The organism is Microbacterium panaciterrae (genome assembly GCF_039541635.1).
Taxonomy (GTDB): domain Bacteria; phylum Actinomycetota; class Actinomycetes; order Actinomycetales; family Microbacteriaceae; genus Microbacterium; species Microbacterium panaciterrae.
The window spans coordinates 141,104-166,458 of the sequence record NZ_BAABGP010000013.1 but is presented as its reverse complement, the minus strand read 5'-3'; the positions used below and the strand labels follow the sequence as shown (position 1 = coordinate 166,458).

Below are 25,355 nucleotides of genomic sequence, written 5' to 3'. Positions count from 1 at the left end.
CGCTCTGCCGGCCGAGCCCGCGTCTGCGCGATCGGGTGGTGACCGAGGTCGTCAGGAGAGAGATCCTGCGTTCGAGATCAGCTGGCCTCGCGTACCCGGTCTGTGCTCAGCAATTGACGGTGGGGCCCCCTCGTCCACGCCACCCATGCGAGAGCGCAGATCGCGGCTGCGAAAGCCAGCGAACCCACGATCCATATCGTCATCGGCGACACGGGAGTGTGCCACCACCATTCGATGCCGCGATCGAGGTTCAGGCCCGGGTCATCGACGCCGGTGATGTATCGACGCATGTTCGTGTGCAGCGCGAAGGTGTTGGCGATAGTGAGTCCTGCAGCGACCACGGCCAGCTGCAGGCGGCTCATGCCCAGGGTTGCGCTGCGGAATCCGACGAGCGCGACGCCGACGAACATGATCATCATCGGATAGATGTATCGGGGCTGAACTCCGGTGCCGACGAGGATGCCTTCCCTCATCAGGATGTAGAGGGGCACGACGACAAGGCCTGCACCGACGCCCGAGAGGGCGAGCCATTTGCGGGGAGTTCCTCTTCGCAAGCCCCAGAAGGTCACTCCTGCCACGATCGTCACGATTGTCACCCACACCAGGGCGGGCATCGCCGTGTCGAGCCAGCCCAGCCCCCACAGGCCCAGAGCGCCGACCCAGAGCGTGGGAAGCGCGAGAAGGTTTCCGACCAGGAGAGTGAATCCGCCGGCGCTGCTCTGGGAGTCTGCGACGACGATGCCTGATTGACCGCTTGTCAGGAAGAGGGCGGCGGCGATCACCACGAGAAGCGCCGGCAGCGAGAGCTCGACGAGGAAGCGCCGGTCGCGGCGCCACCCGAGCACGACGGCGACGGCAACGGCGAGCACCCCATATGCGGCGGAATCGCTGCGGGCTCCTGCACCCACGACCATGAGAACCGTCGAGAGCGCGGCGAGTCCGATCTTCTTCTTTCCGGTCTGCTCGAAGAAGCCCCAGACGGCCAGCCACAGGCCGCTGGCCTGCAGGATGGCCCACGAACTCGGATTGATGCTTGCGATGAGGAAGGCGCCGAGAGGCACCATCGTGACCAGCGCTCCCCACAGAAGCGGGGGTCGCATCCGCGGCGGCAGCAGGAAGAACAACAGGCCGAGGAGACCGACGTACAACACGACGTTGAGGACGCGCATGACGACGACCGAGGTCGACAGCTCAGAACTGACGAACACGCCCATCACTGCGTAGAAGACAGGGGGGTAGCCGTTGTCGACCCAATTGCCGCGGTTGGTCGGCTTCATCGTGTGCTTGTCGAGAGGGCACGTGGCCGCTTGAGCGGGGTGAAAGGCGAAACACGCGGCGGCCTGGACCACATCGCCGGGAAGCTCCCTCGTCGAGGCCGTGGCGGTGGGCTCGCATCGGCCGGGCGACTGCCCATAAGCGCACCAGATGCTTCCCAGGTGATAGTCCTCGTCGGGACTCGATCCGGGTGGTGAGGAGACGCTCCACGCGAGAAGCGACAGCAACAGCGCCAGAGGGACGAACACCGCGGCGATGATCTTGGGGGTCCGGCGGGTCATCGCTGAAGGGCTCCTCGATGTAGAAGTGGTGGCTCCGCTAGCGTGTTCGCCGGAGGGGAAGGTCGCCCGATAGGCTGGGGACGTGCGTCTTCCTCGAGTCTCATCCTATCTGTGCACCCGCAGTAGGGTTCGAACGACCAGGGCGTCCGCTCCCGCGCACCCTCGAAGGGGAGCAGGGGAGTGACCGCCCCAGGCCAGCTCACCCTCAGCGTCGTCATTCCCACGTACAACTCGGCGCCGTGGCTGCCCTCGACTCTGGAGGCTCTCGCCGAGGCGGTGCGACGCTCTCAGACGCAGGTCGAAGTCGTGATCGTCGACGATGGCAGCACGGACGACTCCCATGAACTGGTGGTCCGCATCGCGGAGGGTTTCCCGGCGAGCATTGTCCTCCTCCGTCAGCCCAACAGCGGGAGGTTTCTGGCGCGCTGGGCCGGGATCGAGCGTGCGACAGGACAGCTCGTGCTGCTGCTGGACTCCCGTGTTATCCTGGCACCGGATTCGCTGGCCCACGTCCTTTCCGCAGCGGTGGACGATCCGGAGCCGGCGGGGTGGAACGCTCATGTCTACACCGATCCCGCCTCGCCCTTGGTCGGTCGATTCTGGGAAGTGCCGACCTACCTCTTCTGGGGCGACTATCTGCGCGATCCTCGCCCATATGACCTGACTTCGACGACCTTCGACTCCGCGCCCAAGGGGACGGGGGCGTTCCTCGCACGCCGCGACGTGATCGCAGCCGCATTCTGTCAGGCATGGCCGGAGGGCGACGCGAAACTCATCTCCGACGACACGAAGATCCTGCGCTGGATCGCGGAGAACGGCGGCATCCGCCTCGACCCGGGTTTCGCCGCGACCTATCGTCCGCGCACGACGCTGGGCGGTTTCATCCGCCATTCGTTCGATCGTGGAACTCTGTTCGTGGACAGCTATGCGGGCACATCCGTGCCGCGCTCCTTCGTCCTCCTGTTCGCAGCCGTCGCACCGCTGCTGGGCGTCGCGGTGCTCGCGTCATTGGTGCTGATCGGGAATGGTGTCGCCGCGCTCGCTCTGGCAGCCGCCTGCGTGCTGATCGCGCTGGCGCCCGTGGTGCCGGCGGAGTTCAACCGGTGCCCCGGACGCGGCATCGCCGCCTACATCTGCTATCTGCCCGTCTTCCTGGGCCCGTTTTGGAGTGGGCTGGTTCGCGGCGTCGTCGTTCATCGGAACGCATTCTTTGACCGCTCGCGTTCTGTCGGGAGCACAGCCGGAAAGACGAACAAATGATTGTTTTCATATACGGAACGACCGCCGAAGCGATCAAGATCGCCCCTGTCATCCGCAGGTTGAACGCCAAGGGGATCCCCTATCAGCACTGGGTGACGCAACAGCACACGGACTCGCTTCGCAAGGCGATCCCGGAACTCGGCTTCACATCGCCGGACGAGACGATCGCGAATGGCTTTAGGGGCAAGCCACTCAAGTCTCCCAGGCAGATGATCAGCTGGATCTTCGATGTCGTGCGGTGGTCAGTGCGGAATGTGCGCCGGATCCGCAAGGAGCTTCCGCCGAACTCCGTTGTCGTCGTTCACGGCGACACGATGACCACCGTGCTCGGCACCTTCATCGGCCGTCGCCTCAAGGTGCCCGTGGCCCACATCGAAGCCGGGCTGCGATCCGGCGATTGGCGGCATCCTTTCCCCGAGGAACTCGACCGTCGGATCGTGGGACGGTTCGCCCACATCCACTACGTGCCCACCGAGGAGGCGGGGCGCAACCTGGCGAAGCGGCCCGAGGTCGTGTTCACTCACGGGAACACGGCCAAGGATGCGGTGCGAGACGCTGCCGGCGATTCGGACGCGGCAGTCGAGTCCTTCGGGCTGGTGCTGCTGCACAGGTTCGAGTTCATCTCCAACCCGCAGCTCGTCACGGAGACCCTTAGGACCTTGGACGGGAACAGTCCGCTCCCGCTGCGCCTGATCGTCGACGCCTACTCGCGGGACGCCATCGAGAAGACGATCGCCGAACTCGGGCTGAGCAAGTTCACCGTGATGCCGAAGCTGGAGCACAGCCAGTTCGTCGCCGCGCTGCGCTCAGCGAGTTTCGTCGTGACCGACTCCGGCGGTATTCAGCAGGAGGCAGCCGTCTTCGGTATCCCGACTCTGGTCCACCGCAAGGTCTCCGAGAGTCGAGAGGGGATCGGCACGAGTGCCGTCTTGTCGGGGTGGGACCAATCCACCGTCGCTGAGTTCCTTGCGAACGCGGATCGCTATCGGGTGCTGGACGTCGATCCCGGCCTGTCACCCTCGGACATCATCGTCGAGGACCTGATCGCACGAGGGCTCGCCGCCCCGGCTCAGTCCTTGGAGTCCTGAGCGGTCCGCGTCGCGGCTTGGCGGGCCGCAGCGGCTCGCAGAGCCCGGCCCTGGCGCACATCGATGATCAGGAAGACGACGAGTACGACTAGCCCGATGGCGAAGTACGCGGCCATCATCGCGTAGACGTTCGGGATCGTGAGCGAGAAGGCGACCCACTGCACGATCACCGCCGCTATGAGAAGCGCTGCGGCGCCCCGTGACGCGGAACTCGTCATCTTGATCATCATGCCCTGAGCAGCGATCCATGGAAGGTACGCGACCGCGGCGGGCACGAGCAGGTCCGCGGCGGGCCCATACGCGTGACTGAAGAGCAGACCGATCAGCCAATCGCCCAGGAAGGCGAACGCGACGATCATCGCCAGGCTGGTCGCCAGGGACAGCGCGAGAGTCGCGAGGACGCCGATGCGCGCCAGATCCGGGTTGTCGCGATGCTTGACGAACCGCGGCAGCAGATACAGCGACAGGGTGGCGGGGAGTAGGAGACCGGCTTTCACGAGGACCGTCGCCGTCGCATAGAGGCCGGCGAGTTCGCTGGAGGCTCCCGCACGCAGGAAGATGACATCCGAGCTGGTCAGCCATGCGAACGCCACGGTCAGGGCCACGATCATCAGCCCATTGAGATTGAAGACGCCCTGTGCAGGGCGGTCGGTCCGTCTGGCCGCCCAGATGCCGCCGACGGCGGCCGCGAGCAGCGCCGCGAGAATCGCTCCGATCAGACCTCCGAGACCTAGGCCCGCGACGATAGAGATGACGGCGAAGAGAACGCGTCCGAGTTGCGAGAACGTGGACCACCAGACCGCCTGCGCGGTCCGCCCTGATCCCTGCAGCAGGCCCATCGCGTCCGCGAAGATGAAGCTGAGGGGGATGGTCGCGGCTGCCAGCAGGATGATCGTCGGCGTTGTGTCGAGCGCCTGAGCCAGCCACACGGACAGAACCGCGATGATCGCCGCGCCTCCGACGCCCAGGATCGTCGCCTCCACGGGCCATCGACGACGCGACGATTCTGCGGGGACGTCGTCGGCCGCCAGATCGTCGATGAGCAATGCGGCCGTCGCAACGGTGATCGAGTTCTGCAGAGACGCGCTTCCGACCGCTGCGACGTTCACGATGACGATGAAGGCCGACAGGAGCCCGAACTCCGAGGGGCTGACGCTGTGGGTGCTCAGAAGCTGGAAGACGAACGAGGCGAGGATGCCGAGGACACTGGCGATCCCCACAGACAAGAGTGCCTTCGCGTGCGTGCGCACGTGCGTCGAGAGACCTCGCTGCGCAGCACTCTCGTCGGGACCTGTCCGCTTGTCGGTCATGGGGGCCTATCGTCGTTTCGGTCAGCCGCCCGCTCGCCGGGGGAGAGGTGCGCGGGAGTCATGTGTTGCCGCGGCAATGATACGTCGTCCTGTCTGCCACTGCGGCACGGCGGCCGTCCGACCAGGGGGTTTCGACGGCTTGACGGTAGGCTGTCGGGTTGTGACGGCAACTCCGAACTCCTCCACGTCTCAGCATTCCGAGGCAGTGCGCATCGCTGCGAGCGCAGATGTATCCGATGACGCGATCATTGGGGCAGGGTCGGCAGTCTGGCATCTCGCGCAGGTACGCGAGGGCGCTCAACTGGGCGAGAACTGCATCGTGGGGCGTGGTGCCTACATCGGCACCGGCGTTCGGATCGGTGAGAATAGCAAGATCCAGAACTACGCGCTCGTGTATGAACCGGCGGTGGTGGGACGCGGAGTGTTCATCGGGCCGGCGGTGGTGCTGACCAACGACACCTACCCGCGTGCGGTCACACCCTCCGGGGAACTCAAGTCGGCCGCCGATTGGCAGGCCGTCGGTGTCGTGATCGGCGACGGGGCCTCGATTGGCGCCCGTGCGACCTGCGTGGCGCCTGTGACCATCGGGGAATGGGCGACCGTCGCCGCGGGTGCCGTCGTGGTCAAGGACGTGCCGAACTACGCACTCGTCGTCGGCGTTCCCGCGCGCAGGGTGGGCTGGGTGGGAAGAGCCGGGGTGCCTCTCGAGGAGGCCGCCCCGGGAACGTGGACTTGCCCTGCTACGGGCGAACGATACCTCGAACGCGAGGGCGAACTGGTTTTGGAGGATCAATGACGGAGTTCATTCCGGCGGCGAAGCCGCTCATCGGCCAGGACGAGCGGGAAGCCGTCGACCGGGTCCTGCAGAGCGGCATGGTGGCTCAGGGCCCCGAGGTCGCTGCGTTCGAACGGGAATTCGCGCAGCATTTCGTCGGGGGCCGTCCCACAGTCGCAGTCAACTCAGGCACCGCGGGACTACACCTCGGTCTGCTTGCGGCCGGCGTCGGCCCCGGTGACGAGGTCATCGTCCCATCGTTCACCTTCGCCGCCACGGCCAACTCCGTCGCACTGACCGGCGCGACTCCTGTGTTCGCGGATATCGAACCGGACACGTTCACTCTCGACGCCCGAGCGGTCGAGGCCGCCGTGACGGAGCGGACCAAGGGGATCCTGCCCGTTCACCTTTATGGGCACCCGGCACGCATGAAGGAGCTGGGGGAGATCGCCACGGCTCGTGGGCTGTCGCTGTTCGAAGATGCCGCCCAGGCGCACGGAGCGGCACTCGACGGACAGGCGGTGGGCACGTTCGGCAGCATGACGATGTTCTCGCTCTACCCGACGAAGAACATGACGAGCGGCGAGGGCGGCATGGTGGTCGTTCGCGATGATGAGACCGCACGCCGCGTCCGCCTGCTGCGGAACCAGGGCATGGAACGACAGTACGAGAACGAACTGATCGGCTTCAACGCCCGTATGACCGACATCCACGCAGCGATCGGTCGTGTCCAGTTGACGAAGGTGGACGGCTGGACGGAGAAGCGCCGCCAGAACGCGTCGTTCCTGGATGCGAATCTTCGCGGCGTCGTGGTTCCCCCTGTTGTCGACGGCGCGAGGCACGTCTACCACCAGTACACGATCCGCGTGGAAGAGGGCCGCGACGGCTTCGTCCAGGCGCTCCGCGACGAATACGCGATCGGCAGCGGGGTCTACTACCCGATCCCGAACCATCAGCTGCCGTCGCTGCAGCAGTTTGCGCCGGGCGTCGAACTCCCGGAGACTCAACGTGCCGCACGTGAGGTCGTCTCGCTGCCGGTGCATCCGTCCCTCTCTCAGGCGGACCTCGAACGCATCGTGGTTGCTGTCAACACGCTCGCCAAGGCCGGCAGCTGATGGCGGCGCTGCGCGCCGGCCTACTCGGCGTGGGTTCGATGGGTCGACACCACGCCCGGATCCTCCGGGACGTCGAGGGCGTGGAACTCGTCGCCATCGCCGATCCAGGAGGTGACCCGTTCCGCGTCGCCGGGGGGATCCCTCTGCTGCCCGATGTCGCGGAGCTCATCGATGCCCGCATCGACATCGCCGTCGTCGCGATTCCGACACGCTTCCACGCGGAGGCCGCTCTCGCTCTCGCCGAGGCAGGGGTGCACACCCTCGTCGAGAAGCCGATCGCCGATGACAGCGCAACGGGCTATCAGCTCAGCGAAACGTTCCGCGCACGCGGTCTGGTTGGAGCGGTTGGACACGTCGAGAGATTCAACCCCGCCCTGCAGCAGCTGCGAGTGCGGCTCGCGGCCGGAGACGCGGGGGCGGTCTATCAGATCGCGACGCGACGACAGAGCACCTTCCCCGGGCGGATCGGGGATGTCGGAGTCGCGAAGGATCTCGGCACTCACGACGTTGACCTCACAGCGTGGGTCGCGCAGTCCGTCTACACGTCTATAAGTGCGCAGACCGCGTTCAAGAGCGGCCGCGCTTTCGAGGACATGGTCTCGATGACAGGGCGGCTGGAGAGCGGTGTGATCACCAATCACCTGATCAACTGGCTCAGCCCGATGAAAGAACGGGTGACGGTCGTGACCGGTGAGCGGGGAACGTTCATCGCCGACACGGCCACGGGCGACCTCACGTTCTATGCGAACGGCACCGAGCTGCTGGAGTGGGAGAGCGTCTCCGCTTTCCGCGGGGTGTCGGAGGGGGACACCACCCGATTCGCGTTCGCCAAGCGAGAGCCCCTGCGCGCCGAGCTCGAAGCCTTCCGAGACGCCGTGCTCGGCGAGAAGAGCGAGCTGTCCACCATGGAGGAGGCGGTTCACGCTCTCGAGGTCGTCGAGTCCGCGTTGCACTCCGCTGCGCAGGGCGGTTCTCTCGTGACGATCGAACGGGCGCGTCGGTGACGTTGCCTGGAAAGGGGGACTGATCTGTGGATCTCCTCATCGTGGGGGCAGGCTTCTTCGGGCTCACCGTCGCCGAACGTGCCGCGTCGGCCGGCCGCAAGGTCGTTGTCATCGATCGTCGGCACCACATCGGCGGTAACGCGTACAGCGAGAGCGATTCCGAGACGGGAATCGAGGTGCACCGGTACGGCGCGCATCTCTTCCACACGTCGAATGCGACGGTGTGGGAGTACGTGAACCGTTTCACCACGTTCACCGACTACGTCCACCGGGTGTACACGACCCACAAGGGCACCGTGTTCCCCATGCCCGTCAACCTCGGCACGATCAATCAGTTCTTCCAGGCGGCGTATACCCCCGATCAGGCCCGCGCCCTCGTCAGGGAACAGGCGGGGGAGTTCGATGTCAAGACGGCCGCGAACTTCGAGGAGAAGGGCATCGCCCTGGTGGGCCGTCCCCTGTTCGAGGCATTCTTCCGTGACTACACGGCCAAGCAGTGGCAGACCGACCCGCGGCAGCTGTCCGGTGACATCATCAGCCGCCTGCCCGTCCGCTACACGTATGACAACCGCTACTTCAACGACACCTGGGAAGGGCTGCCCACTGACGGCTACACCGCGTGGCTGGAGCGCATGGCGGACCATCCCAACATCGAGGTGAAGCTGGACGTCGACTACTTCGACGAGTCGCAGCCTCTGAGCAGGAAGGTGACATCGGGTCGGATCCCGGTGGTCTACACCGGGCCGGTCGACCGCTACTTCGACTACGTCGAAGGTGCGCTCAGCTGGCGCACACTCGACTTCGAGCGGGAGGTTCTGAACGTCAGGGACTTCCAGGGCACCAGTGTCATGAACTATCCGGACATGGATGCGCCCTATACGCGCATTCACGAGTTCAAGCACTTCCACCCGGAGCGCAAGGCCGTGTACGAGAGCGACAAGACCGTGATCATGCGCGAGTTCTCCCGATTCGCGAACCGAGAGGACGAGCCCTACTACCCGGTGAATGCGACCACTGACCGCGAAAGGCTTCTGGCCTATCGCGAGTTGGCGAAGGGTGAGAAGCACGTCTACTTCGGCGGTCGTCTCGGCACCTACAAGTACCTCGACATGCACATGGCGATCGGGTCTGCGCTGACGCTCTGGAGCAACGAGCTGGCTTGACCCCCCCCGCCGCGCGCGGCAGTCCCGCAGACGGGGCTCGGTATGATCGATGTCATGTCTGATCCCGCTTCGCCTGCCCGTGAGCCATCGGAGGCGAAGCAGTCGCTGACCGACGACGCGAAGGGTGGACCTTCGTCACGGCCGTGGCCTCGCGCCGTCACTTTCGTCTTGCTGTTCGTCGGAGTCGTGATGGCGGCGATCGGATTCGCGACCGTCATGTCCATGCCGGACATGACCTGGCACTCCGCCCGCGATGCCGAACTTCGCGCGACCTACCAGGCGTACCAGCAGACGGGCACACTGCTGATCAAGGAGACGGGCTCGGGTTCGTACGGCGTTCAGGCCCCGGCGCCAGGGCCGCTGACATTCGCGACCTGGGACGACGATCCAGGCTCATACATCATCGCGAGTCTCATGGGCGACGTCACAGGATCGAGCTCGCCCTATCCTGGGCTCAAGCTCGCTCAGGCGCTTCTCGTGGCCATCCCGTTGATCTGGCTTCCTTTGGCTGTCGCGAGAGTCGTCGGCAAGGCGCGGGCGGGCTATGCCCTGGTGCTCCTCCCCGCGGTGACTTGGTTGCTCAACCACGGCGCGACTCTGGTCGGCACGGAGTACGGGCTCTCGGATCGCGTCAACACCCTGCCGGTGTATTCGCTCTATGGTACGGCAGCTTCGTTGGCATTCCTCTCATTGGCTCTGGTACTCCTCCTCAGCACCTTGCGGATGAACCTGGTGGCGCTGATCGGCGCCACCGTGGGCATCTCCGTGCTCGCGGCCTTCGGCAACATGTCGCGTTCGCTGTCCGGCATGGGCATCGCGGCGGCCGTCGGAGTCTTGTGGTGGGTCTTCGCGCGAGGACGCTGGCGCTGGGTGGCGGCGCTCGGCGGAGGTGTTGCGGCCATCCTGCTCGCGACCCTCATCCAGACGGGGCTGATGACGGCGGTCAACGTTCAGCGAGCCGAGACGACAGGGCAGGCGATGACGGCGGTTCCCGACGCTCACACCGCATGGCATTCCCTGTACCTCGGCCTTTCTTACCCGCAGCCGCTCAACGGTCAGCCGTCGAAGTTCGGCGTGACCTGGTCGGACGAATTCGCCTGGGCGAAGGCGCGCGAGGTCGATCCGGATGTCGTCATCGCCAGTGCGCAGTATGACAAGGTCCTCCAAGGCCTCTACCTCGACAAGGTCGGCAGCGATCCAGCCGGTGCGGTGACGCTCTATCTGAAGAAGGCGCTCTACCTTGCCAAGCATTTCGGAGGGCTCATCCTCTTCATCGTGGTCGGCTTCGTCGTCGGGATGTGGATTCGCCAGGGTCCAAGAGCGAGATTGGGACGTGCGCTGGCCATCGCCACGCCGCTGCTCCTGCTCGGACTCATTCCCGCCATCATGGTGATGCCGATGCTGTACTACTATTCCGAATTGGCAGCCGGACTGGGGCTGCTCGCGGCCGTCTCGCTCGGAGTGCTCGTCTGGGCCGTCACGTCATGGCCTGCCAGGAGGCGGTCCGTTGCGCGGCAGCGCGCCCAGGGCGACTTCGTGGAGAACTCCGCAGGTCCGGTAGGCGTCTGAGCGGAGCCGTGGAGAGGTTCAGTCCGCTCGAATACGGCGGGAGGGTGCGAGGGTGAGGGCTCGCACCTCCTCGAGCGTCCGTGCGATGCCGTCCGCGAGATTGGTCATCGGCTGCCTGTCGAGATCGGCCAACACGACTGATCGCAGGCGCAGGTCTCGGCTCTGCAGGCTCGAGACCGGCGAACTGCCCATGATGATCTCGGGGCGTCGGCCGACCACCCGTCGGAACTCGCCCAGCAGCGCTCCGATGCTCACTGAGCGTCCGGAGGCGAGGATCTTCGTCACGTGTCGTGGAGATTCGTCGCTGCCCACGCGCCTGACCGCCTTCACGATGAGGTCGGCGCAGTCGTCAACGAAGATGTAGTCGCGAAGCGTGTCGAGCGGCACGTAGACCGACAGTGGAGCCCGACTGACGTAGGAACGGCACAGATGCGAGATGAGCCCCTGTGGCTTCGCCAAGCTCTGACCCAGTCCGTAGAGATTGGCGATGCGTCCGACAATGCAGCGGGTTGAACTCTCCACTGTGAGGAGTCCCGCTGCTGCTTCGATGGCGAGTTTGGCGTGTCCGTACTCGCCCAGGGGCACCGGCACGCTCAATTCGTCAAAGGGTGCTCCGTGCGATCCGGCGTAGGCTGCGCCTGCGGATGAGGCGACGAAGATCGCGCCGCGCGTCTGCACATCCCTCGGGAGCCCGGCGATCGCCCCGGTCAGTGCCTCGAAGCGATCCACCTCGGTGCGAAGCGATTCCGCACGTGATCCGGTCACGCCGACACCTGCGCACCAGTACACGCGCCAGCCGCCGACTCCCGCGGCCTCGACCAGCCGGTGGAGCCCGTCACGGAGGTCGGCCGCCGCATTATCCGTGGCCCACCTCACCTGCGGACCGGCGAAGACTGCTTCGCCGGCGGACCGGAGGCTGCGCACCACGGCCGACCCGAGGAGGCCTCCGGATCCGACTACCCAGTGCAGATCGGTCATTCTGACTTTCGATGCCTGCCCAGCGGGCCGTCCGAAGGGTCGCTGATGATCAGATATGGCGGCTTGCCCATCGCCATGTTCACCGCGGTACCGAGATACTCCGCCACTACCCCCAAGGAGATGAGCACGGCTCCGGACGTCAGCAGAAGCACTGTCATGAGCGAGGTCCAACCAGCGGGCAGATGAGCTCCGCTGAACCACTCGATGATGAAGCTAATGGCGAGGATCACGCCGATCGCTGCGAGTACCCCTCCCGCTATCGCAACGATACGGAGCGCGCGGGTTCCGCTGGACAACACCAATCGCCAGAAGTGGCTCAGGAGCTTGCGCCCGGAGTAGCCCGAGATGCGCTCGCCCTCGTCGCGGAAAAAGATGTCTGCGGTCACCGCTCGCGAGGCGACCCACCCGAGAGCGATGTCGAGATAGACGCCGGAACCGGCATAGGCGGCGACGCTTCGCCCGATCTCCCCGAGGATGAGGCGGAAGCTCTGGAAGTCAGAGGTCTTCTGACCATCGGCAAGACTCGCGATGAGGGCCTTGGCGCCTCGGGACGCGGCATTGCGGACGGCGCCATGAGGTTTGGCGTTCGTCGGTTTGGCATACACGAGGGGCGCTGCGTGGGCGACAGCGGCGTCGAGCAGGCGGCCGATGTCCGCGGGGTCGTGCTGACCGTCCTCGTCGAGAGTCACGATCCACTCGGACCCGCTGGAGGCCATGCCGGCGAGTGTCGCCGAGTGCTGGCCGAAATTCCGACTCAGCCATACGGGCCTCACGAACTCGTGCTCGTCCGAGAGGTCGCGGATGACGGCGGCCGACCGATCCGGTCCGTTGTCATGCACGAGGAGCACCTCGGTGACGCGCCACAGGATGCCCGCGGGTGACGACGTCGGCTCCGTCAAGGCGATGATCTCTGCAAGGAGGGGGCGCAACGTCAGCTCCCCCTTGTAGACGGGGACCACGACCGAGATCTCATGGGTCACGGTGGGAACAGCTGTCGTCATAAGGGGGCTTTCGCGGTCGAGCGAGAAAGATTTCCCGCTCGACTAGAGTAACAATCCGGATATACGTACGGAAATTGGTGGGCGGGTCTATGGGAAAGCATTCTCCGCGGCTGAGCATGCGGATCCTCGCGGACCAGCGGGTACGGTTCCTTGCCGTCGGAGGCGTGAACACGATTCTCGGCTACGTTATCTACGCGGTCTTGGCTCAATGGGTGTTTCCGGGTGTGCCTCTGGGGTACCTCCTCGCGCTCGTGATCTCCTACGCGATCTCGATCTCTGTCGCCTTCGTGCTCTATCGCAGGTTCGTATTCGAGGTGAAGGGCAATGTGCTCATCGACTTCGTGCGCTTCGTGAGCGTGTACGCGCTCTCCATCCTTGCCAACGTGGTCGCGCTCCCGATTCTTGTCGAGGGCGGGAAACTGAATCCACTCGTGGCTCAGGTGCTTGTGCTGGTCGTCACCACTGTCATCAGTTTCGTCGGGCACAAGCACTTCTCGTTCCGGCGGAAAGATCGGACGGTGCCGCAGAGTGCGGCCACATCGGATGGAGCTGGAACGGACCCTGAGTGACAGTGCAGGCGTCTGTCAGCCGCCTAGACTCGGATCCGTGAGTCACACGACGGCCGGCGCCCCCGGAACGCCCCGGCGCTACTTCCACTCGCTGTGGCTGCTGTCGGCACGAGATCTTCGGGTCCGGTACGCGACGAGCGTGCTCGGTTACCTGTGGTCGGTGCTGGATCCGCTCGTGATGAGCGCAATCTACTGGTTCGTGTTCACCCAGGTGTTCCACCGTGGGCAGGTCGGCGAGCAGCCGTACATCGTGTTCCTGATCACGGCGCTCCTGCCCTGGGTGTGGTTCAACACCGCGGTGGGCGAGTTCACCCGGGCGTTCAAGAAGGACGCGCGCCTGATCCGCTCCACGGCGATCCCCCGGTCGATCTGGGTCGTCCGGGTGATCCTCACCAAGGGGCTGGAGTTCACGTTCGCGATCCCGGTGCTGGTCCTGTTCGCCGTGTTCGCGGGGGCGAAGCCGAACTGGTCGCTGCTGCTGTTCCCCGTCGCGATGATCTGGCAGACCGTGCTGCTGATCGGTCTCGGGCTGCTCGTCGCACCGCTGTGCGTGCTGTGGACGGACCTGGAGCGCACCACGGCGCTGATCCTGCGTGCGCTGTTCTACGTCTCGCCGATCATCTACAGCTTCAAGGATCTGCCGCACCAGCTGCACGTCATCGGCGCCCTGAACCCGCTGTCCGGGATCTTCATGCTGTACCGGGTGGGTCTGTTCCCCGGGCAGTGGCAACCGGAGCCGGTCATCATCGGCGCGATCGTCACCGTCGTCTTCGTCGCCCTCGGACTGTTCACGTTCCGCTCGCTCGAGCGCGATGTGCTGAAGGAGCTGTGATGGCGGGGGAGCGGGCGGCGATCGAGGTCGACGGGCTCGGTGTGCGGTTCCGGCTCGGCAGGCGAGGGCGCCGCAGCTTCAAGGACCTGTTCGCCGGATCGTCCCGGCGCAACCGGCCTGGCGAGTTCTGGGCGCTGCGCAACGTGTCGTTCCGGGTACAGCACGGCGAGGCCATCGGCGTCGTGGGCCGCAACGGGCAGGGCAAATCGACGCTCCTGAAGCTCGTCGCGGGCGTGATGCTGGCCGATGAGGGGCACGTGAGCGTGCACGGCGGCGTGGCGCCGCTGATCGAGCTCACCGGCGGTTTCGTCGGCGACCTCACGGTGCGCGAGAACGTCAAGCTGACCGCGGGCCTGCACGGCATGAGCCGCGCGGAGGTCGCGGAGCGCTACGACGAGATCATCGACTTCGCCGAGCTGGGCAAGTTCCAGGACACGCCCTACAAGCACCTCTCCAACGGCATGAAGGTGCGGCTCGCGTTCTCCGTGGTGTCGCAGCTCGAAGAGCCGATCCTGCTCGTCGACGAGGTGCTCGCGGTCGGTGACAAGGGCTTCAGAGACAAGTGCTATCAGCGCATCGACGAGTTGCTCGCGGACGGTCGCACCCTGTTCTTCGTCTCGCACAACGAGAAGGATCTCCGCCGCTTCTGCACCCGCGGCCTGTACCTCGACAGGGGCGGTCTTGTGCTCGACGCGTCGATCGAGGACGTTCTGGACCGGTACAACGCCGACAACGGCTGAGCGTCCAGCGCAAGCCTGCGCTGGACGCTCACCCTCTCAGAGGCCGACGAGCGAGCGCAGGTTTCCGAGCGCCGTGCGGGCATCGGCGAGAGCGCCGGACGCATCGGAACCTGCGCTGAGTGCGGAGCGCAGCGCCTGCAGCTTCGTGGAATAGGCGTTGACACCGTCTCCCCACGCCTGCCGGATCGAATCGGGCGCCGCCTGGCCGGCGAGGTTCTGCGCATCGTTCTGCAGCGAGTCCACGACCTGCACGGCCTGGTCGCCGCTGGTGCGCTGGACCATGTCGAGACCCGTCGAGCCGTCGTCCAGGCGCGGCTGCACCTGACCGCGGAACTGGGTCACGGAGGGATCCGGCACGGGCGGAGGCGTCGTCGCCGGTGCGGTCGGCAGGTCCGTGGGGGCGATCGTCGACGTGGTGCTGGGTGACGGAGACGGGGCGGGGGAGGACGTCTGCGACGTGCTCGGGCTCGCCGTCGGACCGGGCCCGTCCGTGTTGTGGGGGATCAGGAGCACCGCAAGGCCCGCGGCGATCACGAGCACGACGACCACGAGCACGATGATCAGCGCGATGCGGCCGCCGCGCCTCTTCGGCTCTTCCGGGAACACCCAGACGGCTTCGGGCTTCTGCTCGTTCATCAATCCTCCAGTGCCGGCATCGGGCGCCAGGACCTGTCGCGGGCGATCCTGCCGCCGTCGCGCAGACCCCGGAACAGGTTGCTGGTGCCGCGCACGGTGCGCTCGACGAACACCAGGCGGATGAGCTCCTTGGCGAAGGTCATCGCCGTGCCGAGACCGAACAGCACGGGGTTGTACACCTCGTGCACGCGGTAGTACTGCTTCAGATAGGCGCGGTTGCGCATGATGTAGTAGCGGTAGGCGTTGCTCGATGCGTTCATGTGCCGGATGCCCATGTCCCACTGCTTGATCTCGCGGGTGCGGCGCAGCACGAACTCGTCCACGATCACCGCGGAGGTCTTCCGCGAGGCGAGCCAGCCGTACATCTGGTCGTCCCAGTAGATGAAGAAGCGTGGATCCGGCAGCCCGATCTCCTTGACGATCGAGCGGTGGATGAACATCCCCTCGAAGCAGCCGCTGTTCATCGGCTTGAATCCGGTGGCATCGAAGCCGGCAGGGGCGAACGGGATCGGGATGCCCATCCGCTCGGCGATCCGGTACTGCCAGTAGAACGCGCTGCCGTCGTAGTCGTAGCGGCGGCCCTGAATGCTCTTGAACCGCGGCGCCCAGGCCCCCATCCGGGCAAGACCGTCCGGCAGCACCTCGACATCGTCGTCCATCATCCAGACCCACTCGGATCCCAGCTCGTACGCGGTGCGCATGCCCTCGCTGAACCCGCCGGATCCGCCCGTGTTCGTCTCCAGACGGCGGTACACCAGCTCTGCTCCGAGCTTCTCGCGGTAGGAGTCGATGACGTCGGTGGTGTCATCGGAGGACGCGTTGTCGATCACGACGACACGCCCCGGCTTCGGGTCCATCTGCACGATGCTGTCGAGAAGACCGGTGAGCAGGTGCGAGCGGTTGAAGGTGACGACGACGATCGTCGCGGTGGCCGGGTCGAAGCCGGCGGCACCCCGCGCGCGCGGGACAGCCGCGTTCTCCGGGGCGTCGTTCTGGGAGGCAGAGGTCAAGAGGGGGTCTCCGATGGTGTGGATGTCGACTCGAGACGAATCCCCTCCAGACTACCTTCCGCCCCTCATCGGCCCGGCAGCGTCGGCGTCGCGTTCGTCTGCGCGGCGTCGATGTTCTCCCGCCACGACCGCGACTGCCCCGCGCGCAGCGCGCACAGCACCACGAGGAACCATCCGGCGTCGACGAGGGTGAAGCTCTCGAACACCGAATCCACGGCGAGAGTGACCAGCACCAGCGGCGTCCAGGCGTACACGACGGATCGCCGCACGCTGGCGACGAGCCATGACCGCACCAGGGCGACCCCACCCAGCAGGGCGAACAGCAGTAGGCCACCGGCGCCGACCTGCAGCAGGGTGTCGTAGAACGCGTTCAGCGCACTCGCGTGGTGGTCGCTGGTGAAGTAGTTGATCGAGTTGAACGGATACGCGTCGGCGTCCCACAGGCCGAACCAGCCCCAGCCCTGCACCGGCCGCTGCACGGTGTACTGCGACACCGTGCTCCACAGCTGCACGCGGTTGTTGAAGTCGCTGCCCGCGTCCAGCACGGCGATGATCCGGTGCCGCAGCAGGTACGCGGCGATGAGTCCAGCGACCACGACCGCGCTGATCGACCACTGCAGCGCGGCCCTGCGCCGCACCGGGGCCTGGCGCACCATGACGAGTGCCACGCTCGCCACGCCGACCGCCGCGGCGAGCACCAGGACGGTGGGCGAGGCGGAGAACAGCGACAGGAAGCCCGCCACGGCGATGGACGGGATGGCCAGGGCCGCCGACAGGGACTGCGAACGCCACTCCACCACGAATGTGATGATCGCGATCACGGCGATGAAGCCCAGCATGTTGCGGGTGCCGAACAGACCCTGGATCGGTCCGCCGTGCGCGAGCAGGCCCTGGATCCTGAGGAAACGGAACGGCATGTCGAGCAGGATCCCGGACATGATCTCCGCGATCAGCGATGCGGCCAGCAGGATCCGCAGCGCATCGCCCAGCGCGCGCACGGTCTGCAGCGTGTCGCGGATGTGCCCCACGACGACGGCGATCAGGGCATAGCCGGCCAACGCCGACCACGCCCGCAGCGACGGCGACATCGCCGTCGCCCAGAACGCGCTGGCCAGCGTCCAGGCGAGGAACGCGATCAAGGTGGAGGGGGCGACGCGCAGCGGGCTCAGTTCGTCCCGGCGCGCCACCAGGATGGCCACCCCGACGAGGCAGAGGACCGCGATGATCGTGTTCATCGTGGTCTCGGAGGTGAACGCCGCGATCGCGAACGAGCCGAACACGCTCAGCAGCGCGCAGGTCGTGTACGCGCGCGCCATCTCGACCGAGGCCAGCAGCCTGGACAGGCGACGCCGGTGAGTGGTCATGCCGCCCGCCTGCGCCGCCTCGATCCGCGGGTCTCCGGAGGAGCCCCCTCGCCCGGCCCCGTGCCGACCAGCGGTGCGATCTTCATCTTGAACGAGAGCAGGATCAGCAGCAGCCAGCCCCACAGCATGATCGGCGTCGACTCGGCGAGGCCGAGCACGAGCAGCATCGCGACGAACACGGTGGGCAGCAGCGTCAGTGCCGAGTACGGGCGATCCTGCACGAGGTCCCAGCGGGGCCGGTCGATGGCGAAGAACCAGGCCCGCCAGGCGAAGGCGCCGAACGTGACCACGATCAGCAGCACCCCGATCGCGCCGAGCTGCAGGAACACGTCCAGCCACATGTTGTGCGCCATGAACACCGTGATGCGGTGATCCAGGATCCAGTTGTGAAACGCCGGGTCCCAGGGTACCCACGGCGACGAGAAGCCGTTGCCGAAGATCGGACGCTGCACGGCTCGGGCGAGCACCTTCTGCCAGATCTCGACGCGCCCGGTCAGATCGGACGACTTGCCGAGCGCGCCGAACACGGCGTCGCGCGCGAACCACAGGGCGGCCAGGCCGAGCACGGCGACCGCCGCGAAGATCACGTACAGCCGTGAGCGCCGTCCGCCGGCGCGCCGCATCAGCAAGGCCGCGACCAGCACCAGGATCCCGGCCGCGAGCGCGGCGTACGACGTCGCGGATCCGGCGCGGACCAGGAAATAGGCCGCGAGCACGATCCAGATCAGCAGAGCCGGGCGGCGGCGCGCGCGCTCCGCATACAGCAGGCAGAACACCACCAGCGCCAGGGCGCACAGGATCCCCAGTGTGTTCGAGTTGCCGACGATCCCCTGGATGCGGCCGGTGCCGATCAGATCACCGCGCACCCAGTACCAGTGCGGGTCGATCTTGCCAGGAGGGAAGATCGCGAAGTTCGGCACCAGCGGGTGATGCCGCACGAGTGCGACCCAGGCCTCGAGCAGCAGCGACAGGCCGAGGATCCATTTGAAGGCGCTGGACAGCGCCCGCACGATCTCCTGCCAGCTCAGCGTGAACGCGATGAACAGGGCCACGGCGGTGATCGCCGCCTGCAGCACCCAGGTGAGCAGCGTCGCCTGCGGCCACCGCGACCAGAGCACGGAGAGCAGGGCGAGTGCGAGATAGACGATCGCGGCCCACGGCATGCGGCGCCAGGGGAAGCGGGCGGGGCGGGCCATGACGATCCGCGGAATCGCGAGGCCGAGGGTGCCGAGCAGCAGTACTCCGAGCACCACGGCGGCACCGTCCACTCCGAGCAGGTTGAACACCGCCGTGTGCGCGAAGACGCAGAACAGGAGGAACACGATGTGCGCGCGCAGCAGCAGATGCCGGGTCGATTCGCGCGCCGGAGCGCTCGGCACCGGAGCCGTGGAGAGTCGGGAGTGCTGCGCCATCGAGGTTCAGGCTACCGTGTACGCCCCTGCGGAATCGGAGTCTGCGCGGTGTCGCAGGGGTCCGTGGCGACACGCCGTGCGCGCGAAGAACGTTCAACGACTGCTTGAGGGTTTACCATCTGCGACTTGACCCACGCGAATGACACGGGTGTAATTAGTAATGCCACGCGGCCCGCGCGGCACCCGGGGGAATAGGGAGAGGGCGAAATGACGGTTTACCGATCGGACGTTCCCGACAACTGGTTCGTCGATCCAGTGCAGTTGGGAGTGCCGGGCGTCCGTCGCCCGACCCAGGACGAGGACAGCGCACTCGGCTGGCAGAGCCAGGCACTGTGCGCGCAGACGGATCCGGAGGCGTTCTTCCCGGAGAAGGGCGGCTCGACCCGTGATGCGAAGCGCATCTGCACGACCTGCGACGTGCGCGGCGAATGCCTCGAATACGCGCTGAACAACGACGAGCGCTTCGGAATCTGGGGCGGTCTGTCCGAGCGCGAGCGCCGCAAGCTCAAGCGCCGCGCCAGCTGACCGCGCTTCGACAGGCTCAGCGACCGCGCTTCGGCAGGCTCAGCGACCGGCACGGGGTGTGCTCGGCGAACGCGTGCGCGGGGGCGCGACGATGCGTCCGCCGAGAATAACGTGACGCGCCCGCACGCAACCGGCCTGGCGCAGACGGCCCGCTTAGGCTGACCCCGTCATGTCTGCCCGAGTTCACGCCGTTCTCGTCGCCCGTTCGGGTGCGACGTCCCTCGCGCGCCTGTTGCGCGCCCTCGATGCGCTCGCCGCGCAGACCCGCCAGCCGGACGCGCTGACGATCGTCGCGTGCGGCGCCTCCTCGACCATGCGCGCCAGCGCGCGTGTGTCCGCGGCGGCCGAGGCCGTCATCGAGACGAGACCCTCGACCACGCTCGCCGCCGCGGTGGCGCTGGCCGCTCCCCGGGTGGCCGCCGACTCGGCGCTGTGGATCCTCACCGAGGACTGCGCTCCCGGCCCGGACGCGCTGGAGCAGCTGGCCGGTGCGCTGGAGCGCTCGCCCTCCTCCGCCGCGGCCGCCCCCAAGCTCGTCAGCGATGCGGACGAACGGCGCATCGTGTCGTTCGGTCAGAGCATGACCCGCCTCGGCCGCGCCGTCGACCCCGCGCGCGGCGAGCTCGACCAGGGCCAGCATGACGCGCAGGACGACGCGCTCGGCGCGGACGTGCGCGGGATCCTGGTGCGTCACGGCCGCGCGCTGCTGCCCGACCCCGGCCTCGGCGGGCGCGACGAAGGGCTCGACCTCGGTGTGCGTGCACGCCTGGCCGGAGGACGCATCGTGCTCGCGCCGGGCGCGATCATCGCCGTCGACGAGCGGGTCGCCGACGAGGGCACTGCCGCGGATGCGTATGCGGTCCGCCGCGCGCAGCTGCACCGACGTCTCAGCTACGCTCCCGCCGTCGCCGTGCCGCTGCACTGGCTGTCGCTCCTGCCTCTCGCACTCTGGCGCTCGATCACGCACCTCACCGGCAAGCGTCCCGCGGCCGTGCTGCCGGAGTGGGGCGCGGCGGCGGTCGCCATGGTCTCGGGCTCGGCGGTGTCCCGCTCGCGGCGGAGCATCCGCGCCGAGCGCAGCGCGAGCTGGCTGAGCATCGCCCCGCTCCGCGTGTCCCGCGCCCAGCTGCGCCAGCGCCTGGACGACGGCCACGGATCCGAGGCCGGCGCGCACCACGAGCTCGGCTTCTTCTCCGGCGGGGGAGCGTGGGCGGTGCTCGCCGCGCTGGTCGTCGGCGTCGGCCTGTTCATCTCGCTGCTGGCCTGGCCCGCGCTCGGCGGCGGCGCGCTGCTGCCGCTGCGCCAGACCGTGTCCGCACTCTGGCGGGACGCCGCCTACGGGCAGCGCGGATTCGGGGTCGGCGTGGTCGGCCCGGCGGATCCGTTCTCCGGGCTGATCGCGCTGCTCGGATCGCTCTGGCCGGGATCCCCATCCTACGCGCTCGTGCTGCTCTGGGTGGCGGCGCTGCCGCTCGCCGTGCTGGGCGGATGGTTCGCGGCGACGCGGATCACCGACAAGGCCTCGCTGCGGATCCTCGCCGGAGCGGTCTGGGCGCTCTCGCCCACCTTCCTCATCGCCCTCGCGCAGGGCCGTCCCGCCGCCGTGCTGCTGCACCTGCTGCTGCCCTGGGTGTTCCACACGGCGCTGGTCGCGCAGCGGTCGTGGGGGGCGGCCGGTGCGGCATCCCTGCTGGTCGCCGCGTCGCTGGCCTGTGCGCCTTCGCTCGCCCCCGCCCTCGTGCTGCTCTGGCTGGTCGCCATCGTCTGGCTGCTGGCGCGCCGCGCCGTGCGCGGCGCGGTGCGCATGGTGTGGGTCCTGGTGCCCGCGGCCGTGGTGTTCGCACCGCTGGTGATCTGGCAGCTCGCGCACGGCAGCATCCTTGCGGTGCTCTCGGATCCCGGAGCGATCGTCGCCGCGCCCCAGGCCACGGCCGACGCGGCCGGGCGGCTCGCGCTGCTGAGCGGCCTGCCGACGATGGATCAGGCGGGCTGGCCGGGGCTGCTGCCCACCCACGGCGGCGCGCCTTGGGTGCTCTGGCTCGCGGCACCGCTCGGGATCCTCGCCCTCGTGTCGACGATCTCGCCCCGCTGGAGCGTCGGGATCGGTTCCCTGCTGGTGGCGGCTTCCGGGCTCGGCACCGCCTTCGCCGCGGTCGGGATCTCCGTCGCCTTCGCGCAGTCCGTTTCGGTGCCGATCTGGCCGGGGACGGCGCTCAGCCTCGCCGGGATCGGTGTTCTGGGCGGTGCCCTGGTCACGCTCGACAGTGCGATCACCCTCCCTTCACTGCGCGCCGCTGCCGCCCTGGTCGCTGTCGCCGGCATCGTCGTCTGCGCCGTGCCGACCGCCGTCTCGTTCGTGAACGGCACCGCCGCGATCCAGAAGGGCGACCTGAGCACCCTGCCCGCCTACGTCAACGCGCAGGCGCGCGACGACCGCGATCTCGGGACCCTCGTGCTCACCGCACAGTCCGGCGGCGGGCTCGGCACGACGGTCGTGTGGGGGGCCAGTTCCACACTCAGCGCGCAGGCCACGATCCTCAACACCGCCACGGCACCGCAGGGCAAGGACCTCGCGCACCTGTCGGTGGATCTGGTCTCCGCGCGGCAGTTCGATGCGCCGGCGGCCCTGGGCGCGCTGGGCGTGCGCTACGTGCTGCTGCAGGCGGGCGGGCCGGACGAGAACGCCGCGGAGCGGGCTCTGCGACTGCAGTCGGCCACGGCCCTGGACCAGCGTGCCGGGTTCGTGCGCGTGGGCGAGACGGTACGCGGAGTGCTCTGGCGGATGGAAGCTGAGCCCGCCGCTCGCCCGGCGCTCAGCACCGGACAGCGGGCCACGTCGCAGCTGGTCGTGACCGTCGAGCTCATCGTCCTGTTCGCCGCGCTGCTGCTCTCGATCCCCACCCGCGCCTCACGGCGGGCCGCGCGGGCCGTCCCGCGGGCCGTCGGGGCGCTCCCCGAGCGGATCCCCCGTGCGCCGAGGCCGGAGCGCGCGCCGCGCGCGCGCCCCGCATCGAAGCGCGCGAAGACGCCGAAGGCATCCGTCGTGATCCCCGCGGCCGAACCCGATGCTGTCGTCGAGCCGGAGGCATCCGAGCCCGAGCCCGAGGCGCCCGAGCGCGAGGTGCTCGAGGCGCCCGAGGCGCCCGAGGCGTCGGATCCTGAGACGCCGGGACCGGACGGCTCCGATCCCGAACCCGTCGACGCGGAGGCGCCCGTCGCCCCGAATCCCGAATCTGCGCCCGTGAAGGAGGCCGACCAGTGAGCAAGCCGAACGCCGTCCGGATCGCCACCACCGGCGCGCGCCTGGTGGCCGGGGCCGTGGTGTCCGCCGCCTGCATCGCCGGGGCGATCCTCGCGATCCCGGCCGCCTGGCCGACCGTCACCCACGCCCCCGCGCGCGCGACCATCACCCCGGTCGCCGGCGATACGCTGCTCACCTGCGCCGGCCCGTTCCTGGCCCTCGGGCGCGACGCCTCCCAGGCTTCGCAGCTGACCGTCGCCGGCACACCTCAGCTGCTCAGCGGCGCCGCCTCCGGATCCAGCCTGACCTCGGCGAACATCGCGCTCACCGGCATCGCCGACGCCTCCGCGGCGCCGATGTTCCGGGCACAGCCGAACGGCTCCGCGCCGGCGCAGGTCGCCGCGGCGGAATCCACGAGCATCTCCGCCGACGACCTCAGCGGATTCGCGGCCTCCGCCTGCCGCCCGCCGAGCATGGAGTCCTGGATCGTCGGGGGCGCCGGAACCACCGGATCCAACGACATCCTGAGCGTGGCCAACCCCGGCGCCGTCGCCGCGACCGTCACCTTCACCGAGTACGGCTCGCAGGGCGGCACTCCGCACACCTCCGAGATCGTCGTACCCGCCGGCACCCAGTCGTCGGTACCGCTCGCCGCCGGATCCGCGGGGGAGCCCAGCCCCGTCATCGAGGTCACCTCGAGCGGCGCCCCGGTGCGCGCCGTGCTGCAGTCCAGCCTGATCCGCACGCTGGACCCGGTCGGCATCGACACGCAGGATGCGATCCCGCAGCCGCGCACCGCCCAGTCGCTGCTGGGCGTGCGCGCACTCGTCCCCTCCACTGACGATGACCACGCCAGCACGGCGGTGCGGCTGCTCGCACCGGCCAAGGACTCGACCGTGATGCTGCAGCCGCGCAACGCGGCGACCGGCGCCACCGTCGGGCCCGCGAAGAAGGTGCAGCTCATCGCGGGGCAGGTCGGATCGGTGAACTTCTCGGCGCTCAAGCCCGGACTGTACGCGATCGATGTGACCTCGACGACACCGGTGGTCGCGGCGGCGTGGCAGACGACCGGCCTCGGAAAGGGTTCCGACTTCGCCTGGATGACGCCCGCGCCCGACATCACCGGCGCTACCACGTTCGCGGTCGCCGCCGGTCCCGCGCCGCAGCTGCATGTGCAGAACGCGTCCGCTCAGGCCACCACGGTCGAGCTGGCCCCGGTCGATGGCGGCAAGACGCAGAGCATCGCGCTGCCGGCGGGAGGTGCGGCCACCGTCACGCTCACCGCCTCGACCGTCTATTCGCTGTCGGCGCCGAGTGCGGTGCGGGCGGCCGTGACGTACCTGGACACGGGCAAGCTCGCCGGCTACCCGGTCTGGCCGACCGATGCCGCCGCCGCACCCGTCGACGTGTACCAGCGGTAGCGCGAGCGATTCGGCGGATCCGCGTCACTCGTCGGAGTGATGCGGATCCATCTCCCACGGCTCCCGGCCGATGTACTGCGCGGCGGCGCGGAACACGGCGCCCTCGATCGCGACGCGGCGGTGCACGGCATCGTCGTGGCCGCGCTCCAGGAGCCGCTCGATCGGGACGCGGAACAGCACGATCCGCTGCGCGTCGGTGTCGATCAGCCAGCGTGGCAGCTCGTCGGGATCGGCATGCGCGGGCATCGCCGCGATCTCGATCCGCACCGGCCGCAGGTCCGGCCACATCGACCGCAGCAGCTCGACCGCGGATCCGACATGCAGGTCGAACGTGTCGAGGCGACCGTCGAGCGGGGGCAGCGGCGGACGGACGACGGAACTGCGTCCCAGCCTGCCGTGCCGCCCGTGCCGATCACCGCGGCGCGGCTGCACCGCAGGGCGGGTCGGACGGGGGCGGCGCATGCGGCCAGTCTATGCGTTCGCCCCCCCCGCGGTGAGCGGCGCAAAGCGCGTCGTCCCGCGCGGCGTCCGGGGTGGGAGCGGGGAACGGCCGTACGCTCAGATCGATGTACGAACGACTCTGCTCCAAGGTGGGCTGCGCGCGCGAGGCCGTGGCGACCCTCACCTACGACTACGACGACCAGATGGCGGCACTCGGGCCGCTGGGCGCCGAGAACGATCCGCACGCGCACGACCTGTGCGCGATCCACGCCGATCGGCTGTCGGTCCCCGCCGGCTGGATCGTCGTGCGGCACGAGACCCTGCGGGCCTGACCCGCGTCGAGGG

23 protein-coding genes are annotated in these 25,355 nt (G+C 68.0%); 14 read left to right on the top strand and 9 right to left on the bottom strand.

Annotated features, from left to right (window positions below; translation table 11 throughout):
- Nucleotides 1-77 precede the first annotated feature (77 nt).
- The gene (locus tag ABD882_RS09835) at nucleotides 78-1,556 is read right to left on the bottom strand and encodes a DUF2142 domain-containing protein (protein ID WP_345186484.1); all 1,479 of its coding nucleotides are present in this window, start codon (nucleotides 1,554-1,556) and stop codon (nucleotides 78-80) included.
- Between the two features lie 180 nt (nucleotides 1,557-1,736).
- Here ABD882_RS09835 and ABD882_RS09830 point away from each other — a divergent pair, with 180 nt between their 5' ends.
- Both ABD882_RS09830 and ABD882_RS09825 read left to right on the top strand, forming a co-directional pair.
- Complete coding sequence (locus tag ABD882_RS09830) at nucleotides 1,737-2,816, top strand: glycosyltransferase family 2 protein (protein WP_345186482.1); 1,080 nt, start codon at nucleotides 1,737-1,739, stop codon at nucleotides 2,814-2,816.
- Nucleotides 2,813-3,904 carry a UDP-N-acetylglucosamine 2-epimerase gene (locus ABD882_RS09825; RefSeq protein WP_345186480.1) on the top strand — a complete coding sequence of 364 codons (1,092 nt, stop codon included), beginning with the start codon at nucleotides 2,813-2,815 and terminating at the stop codon, nucleotides 3,902-3,904. Before ABD882_RS09830 ends, ABD882_RS09825 begins: the two co-directional genes overlap by 4 nt.
- Here the strand turns inward: ABD882_RS09825 and ABD882_RS09820 are convergent.
- Nucleotides 3,886-5,214 (bottom strand): lipopolysaccharide biosynthesis protein, encoded by a 1,329-nt coding sequence (locus tag ABD882_RS09820; RefSeq protein WP_345186477.1) that lies wholly within the window; start codon nucleotides 5,212-5,214, stop codon nucleotides 3,886-3,888. The two genes, ABD882_RS09825 and ABD882_RS09820, sit on opposite strands and share 19 nt — an antisense overlap.
- 205 nt (nucleotides 5,215-5,419) lie before the next feature.
- On the opposite strand from ABD882_RS09820, the gene ABD882_RS09815 reads away from it, so the two are divergent.
- Genes ABD882_RS09815 through ABD882_RS09795 form a run of 5 tightly spaced genes read left to right on the top strand, consistent with a single transcriptional unit; the run spans nucleotide 5,420 to nucleotide 10,840 of the window.
- On the top strand, nucleotides 5,420-6,010 hold the full coding sequence (locus ABD882_RS09815) for an acyltransferase (protein ID WP_345186476.1): 591 nt from the start codon (nucleotides 5,420-5,422) through the stop codon (nucleotides 6,008-6,010).
- Nucleotides 6,007-7,104, top strand: coding sequence for a DegT/DnrJ/EryC1/StrS family aminotransferase (locus ABD882_RS09810; RefSeq protein WP_345186474.1), 1,098 nt, complete (start codon nucleotides 6,007-6,009; stop codon nucleotides 7,102-7,104). The genes ABD882_RS09815 and ABD882_RS09810 overlap by 4 nt, the downstream gene beginning before the upstream one ends.
- The gene (locus ABD882_RS09805; RefSeq protein WP_345186471.1) at nucleotides 7,104-8,108 is read left to right on the top strand and encodes a Gfo/Idh/MocA family oxidoreductase; all 1,005 of its coding nucleotides are present in this window, start codon (nucleotides 7,104-7,106) and stop codon (nucleotides 8,106-8,108) included. Before ABD882_RS09810 ends, ABD882_RS09805 begins: the two co-directional genes overlap by 1 nt.
- Before the next feature lie 26 nt (nucleotides 8,109-8,134).
- Entirely contained in the window at nucleotides 8,135-9,271 is a 1,137-nt protein-coding gene (glf, locus tag ABD882_RS09800) for a UDP-galactopyranose mutase (RefSeq protein ID WP_345186470.1), read from the top strand.
- Nucleotides 9,272-9,325: 54 nt separating this feature from the next.
- Nucleotides 9,326-10,840 carry a hypothetical protein gene (locus ABD882_RS09795; protein ID WP_345186468.1) on the top strand — a complete coding sequence of 505 codons (1,515 nt, stop codon included), beginning with the start codon at nucleotides 9,326-9,328 and terminating at the stop codon, nucleotides 10,838-10,840.
- Between the two features lie 18 nt (nucleotides 10,841-10,858).
- Here ABD882_RS09795 and ABD882_RS09790 read toward each other — a convergent pair whose 3' ends face one another.
- Nucleotides 10,859-11,818 (bottom strand): NAD-dependent epimerase/dehydratase family protein, encoded by a 960-nt coding sequence (locus tag ABD882_RS09790; protein ID WP_345186466.1) that lies wholly within the window; start codon nucleotides 11,816-11,818, stop codon nucleotides 10,859-10,861.
- Nucleotides 11,815-12,798 carry a glycosyltransferase gene (locus tag ABD882_RS09785; protein ID WP_345186465.1) on the bottom strand — a complete coding sequence of 328 codons (984 nt, stop codon included), beginning with the start codon at nucleotides 12,796-12,798 and terminating at the stop codon, nucleotides 11,815-11,817. Before ABD882_RS09785 ends, ABD882_RS09790 begins: the two co-directional genes overlap by 4 nt.
- A gap of 137 nt (nucleotides 12,799-12,935) precedes the next feature.
- Here ABD882_RS09785 and ABD882_RS09780 point away from each other — a divergent pair, with 137 nt between their 5' ends.
- Genes ABD882_RS09780 through ABD882_RS09770 form a run of 3 tightly spaced genes read left to right on the top strand, consistent with a single transcriptional unit; the run spans nucleotide 12,936 to nucleotide 14,960 of the window.
- Complete coding sequence (locus tag ABD882_RS09780) at nucleotides 12,936-13,388, top strand: GtrA family protein (RefSeq protein ID WP_345186463.1); 453 nt, start codon at nucleotides 12,936-12,938, stop codon at nucleotides 13,386-13,388.
- Between the two features lie 37 nt (nucleotides 13,389-13,425).
- On the top strand, nucleotides 13,426-14,220 hold the full coding sequence (locus ABD882_RS09775) for an ABC transporter permease (RefSeq protein WP_345186461.1): 795 nt from the start codon (nucleotides 13,426-13,428) through the stop codon (nucleotides 14,218-14,220).
- Entirely contained in the window at nucleotides 14,220-14,960 is a 741-nt protein-coding gene (locus ABD882_RS09770) for an ABC transporter ATP-binding protein (protein WP_345186459.1), read from the top strand. The genes ABD882_RS09775 and ABD882_RS09770 overlap by 1 nt, the downstream gene beginning before the upstream one ends.
- Before the next feature lie 36 nt (nucleotides 14,961-14,996).
- On the opposite strand, the gene ABD882_RS09765 is transcribed toward ABD882_RS09770, so the two are convergent.
- From ABD882_RS09765 to ABD882_RS09750, 4 genes are all read right to left on the bottom strand, one after another.
- The gene (locus ABD882_RS09765) at nucleotides 14,997-15,596 is read right to left on the bottom strand and encodes a hypothetical protein (RefSeq protein ID WP_345186457.1); all 600 of its coding nucleotides are present in this window, start codon (nucleotides 15,594-15,596) and stop codon (nucleotides 14,997-14,999) included.
- Entirely contained in the window at nucleotides 15,596-16,516 is a 921-nt protein-coding gene (locus ABD882_RS09760; RefSeq protein WP_425563355.1) for a glycosyltransferase, read from the bottom strand. The genes ABD882_RS09765 and ABD882_RS09760 overlap by 1 nt, the downstream gene beginning before the upstream one ends.
- 155 nt (nucleotides 16,517-16,671) lie before the next feature.
- Nucleotides 16,672-17,970: an O-antigen ligase family protein gene (locus ABD882_RS09755; protein WP_345186454.1), complete on the bottom strand. Its 1,299-nt coding sequence runs from the start codon at nucleotides 17,968-17,970 to the stop codon at nucleotides 16,672-16,674.
- A complete protein-coding gene (locus tag ABD882_RS09750; RefSeq protein ID WP_345186452.1) occupies nucleotides 17,967-19,382 on the bottom strand; it encodes an O-antigen ligase family protein in 1,416 nt (471 codons plus the stop codon). Before ABD882_RS09750 ends, ABD882_RS09755 begins: the two co-directional genes overlap by 4 nt.
- Before the next feature lie 207 nt (nucleotides 19,383-19,589).
- Between ABD882_RS09750 and ABD882_RS09745 the strand changes: the two genes are divergently transcribed.
- The 3 genes from ABD882_RS09745 (at nucleotide 19,590) to ABD882_RS09735 (ending at nucleotide 24,569) form a co-directional block, all read left to right on the top strand.
- Nucleotides 19,590-19,907: a WhiB family transcriptional regulator gene (locus tag ABD882_RS09745; RefSeq protein ID WP_345186451.1), complete on the top strand. Its 318-nt coding sequence runs from the start codon at nucleotides 19,590-19,592 to the stop codon at nucleotides 19,905-19,907.
- A gap of 169 nt (nucleotides 19,908-20,076) precedes the next feature.
- The gene (locus ABD882_RS09740) at nucleotides 20,077-23,169 is read left to right on the top strand and encodes a glycosyltransferase (RefSeq protein ID WP_345186448.1); all 3,093 of its coding nucleotides are present in this window, start codon (nucleotides 20,077-20,079) and stop codon (nucleotides 23,167-23,169) included.
- On the top strand, nucleotides 23,166-24,569 hold the full coding sequence (locus ABD882_RS09735; RefSeq protein ID WP_345186447.1) for a DUF5719 family protein: 1,404 nt from the start codon (nucleotides 23,166-23,168) through the stop codon (nucleotides 24,567-24,569). The genes ABD882_RS09740 and ABD882_RS09735 overlap by 4 nt, the downstream gene beginning before the upstream one ends.
- Before the next feature lie 24 nt (nucleotides 24,570-24,593).
- Here the strand turns inward: ABD882_RS09735 and ABD882_RS09730 are convergent, their stop codons facing one another.
- Complete coding sequence (locus tag ABD882_RS09730) at nucleotides 24,594-25,031, bottom strand: hypothetical protein (protein WP_345186445.1); 438 nt, start codon at nucleotides 25,029-25,031, stop codon at nucleotides 24,594-24,596.
- 104 nt (nucleotides 25,032-25,135) lie between these two features.
- Here ABD882_RS09730 and ABD882_RS09725 point away from each other — a divergent pair, with 104 nt between their 5' ends.
- Nucleotides 25,136-25,342 (top strand): DUF3499 family protein, encoded by a 207-nt coding sequence (locus ABD882_RS09725; protein WP_345186443.1) that lies wholly within the window; start codon nucleotides 25,136-25,138, stop codon nucleotides 25,340-25,342.
- The last annotated feature ends 13 nt before the right edge of the window (nucleotides 25,343-25,355 follow it).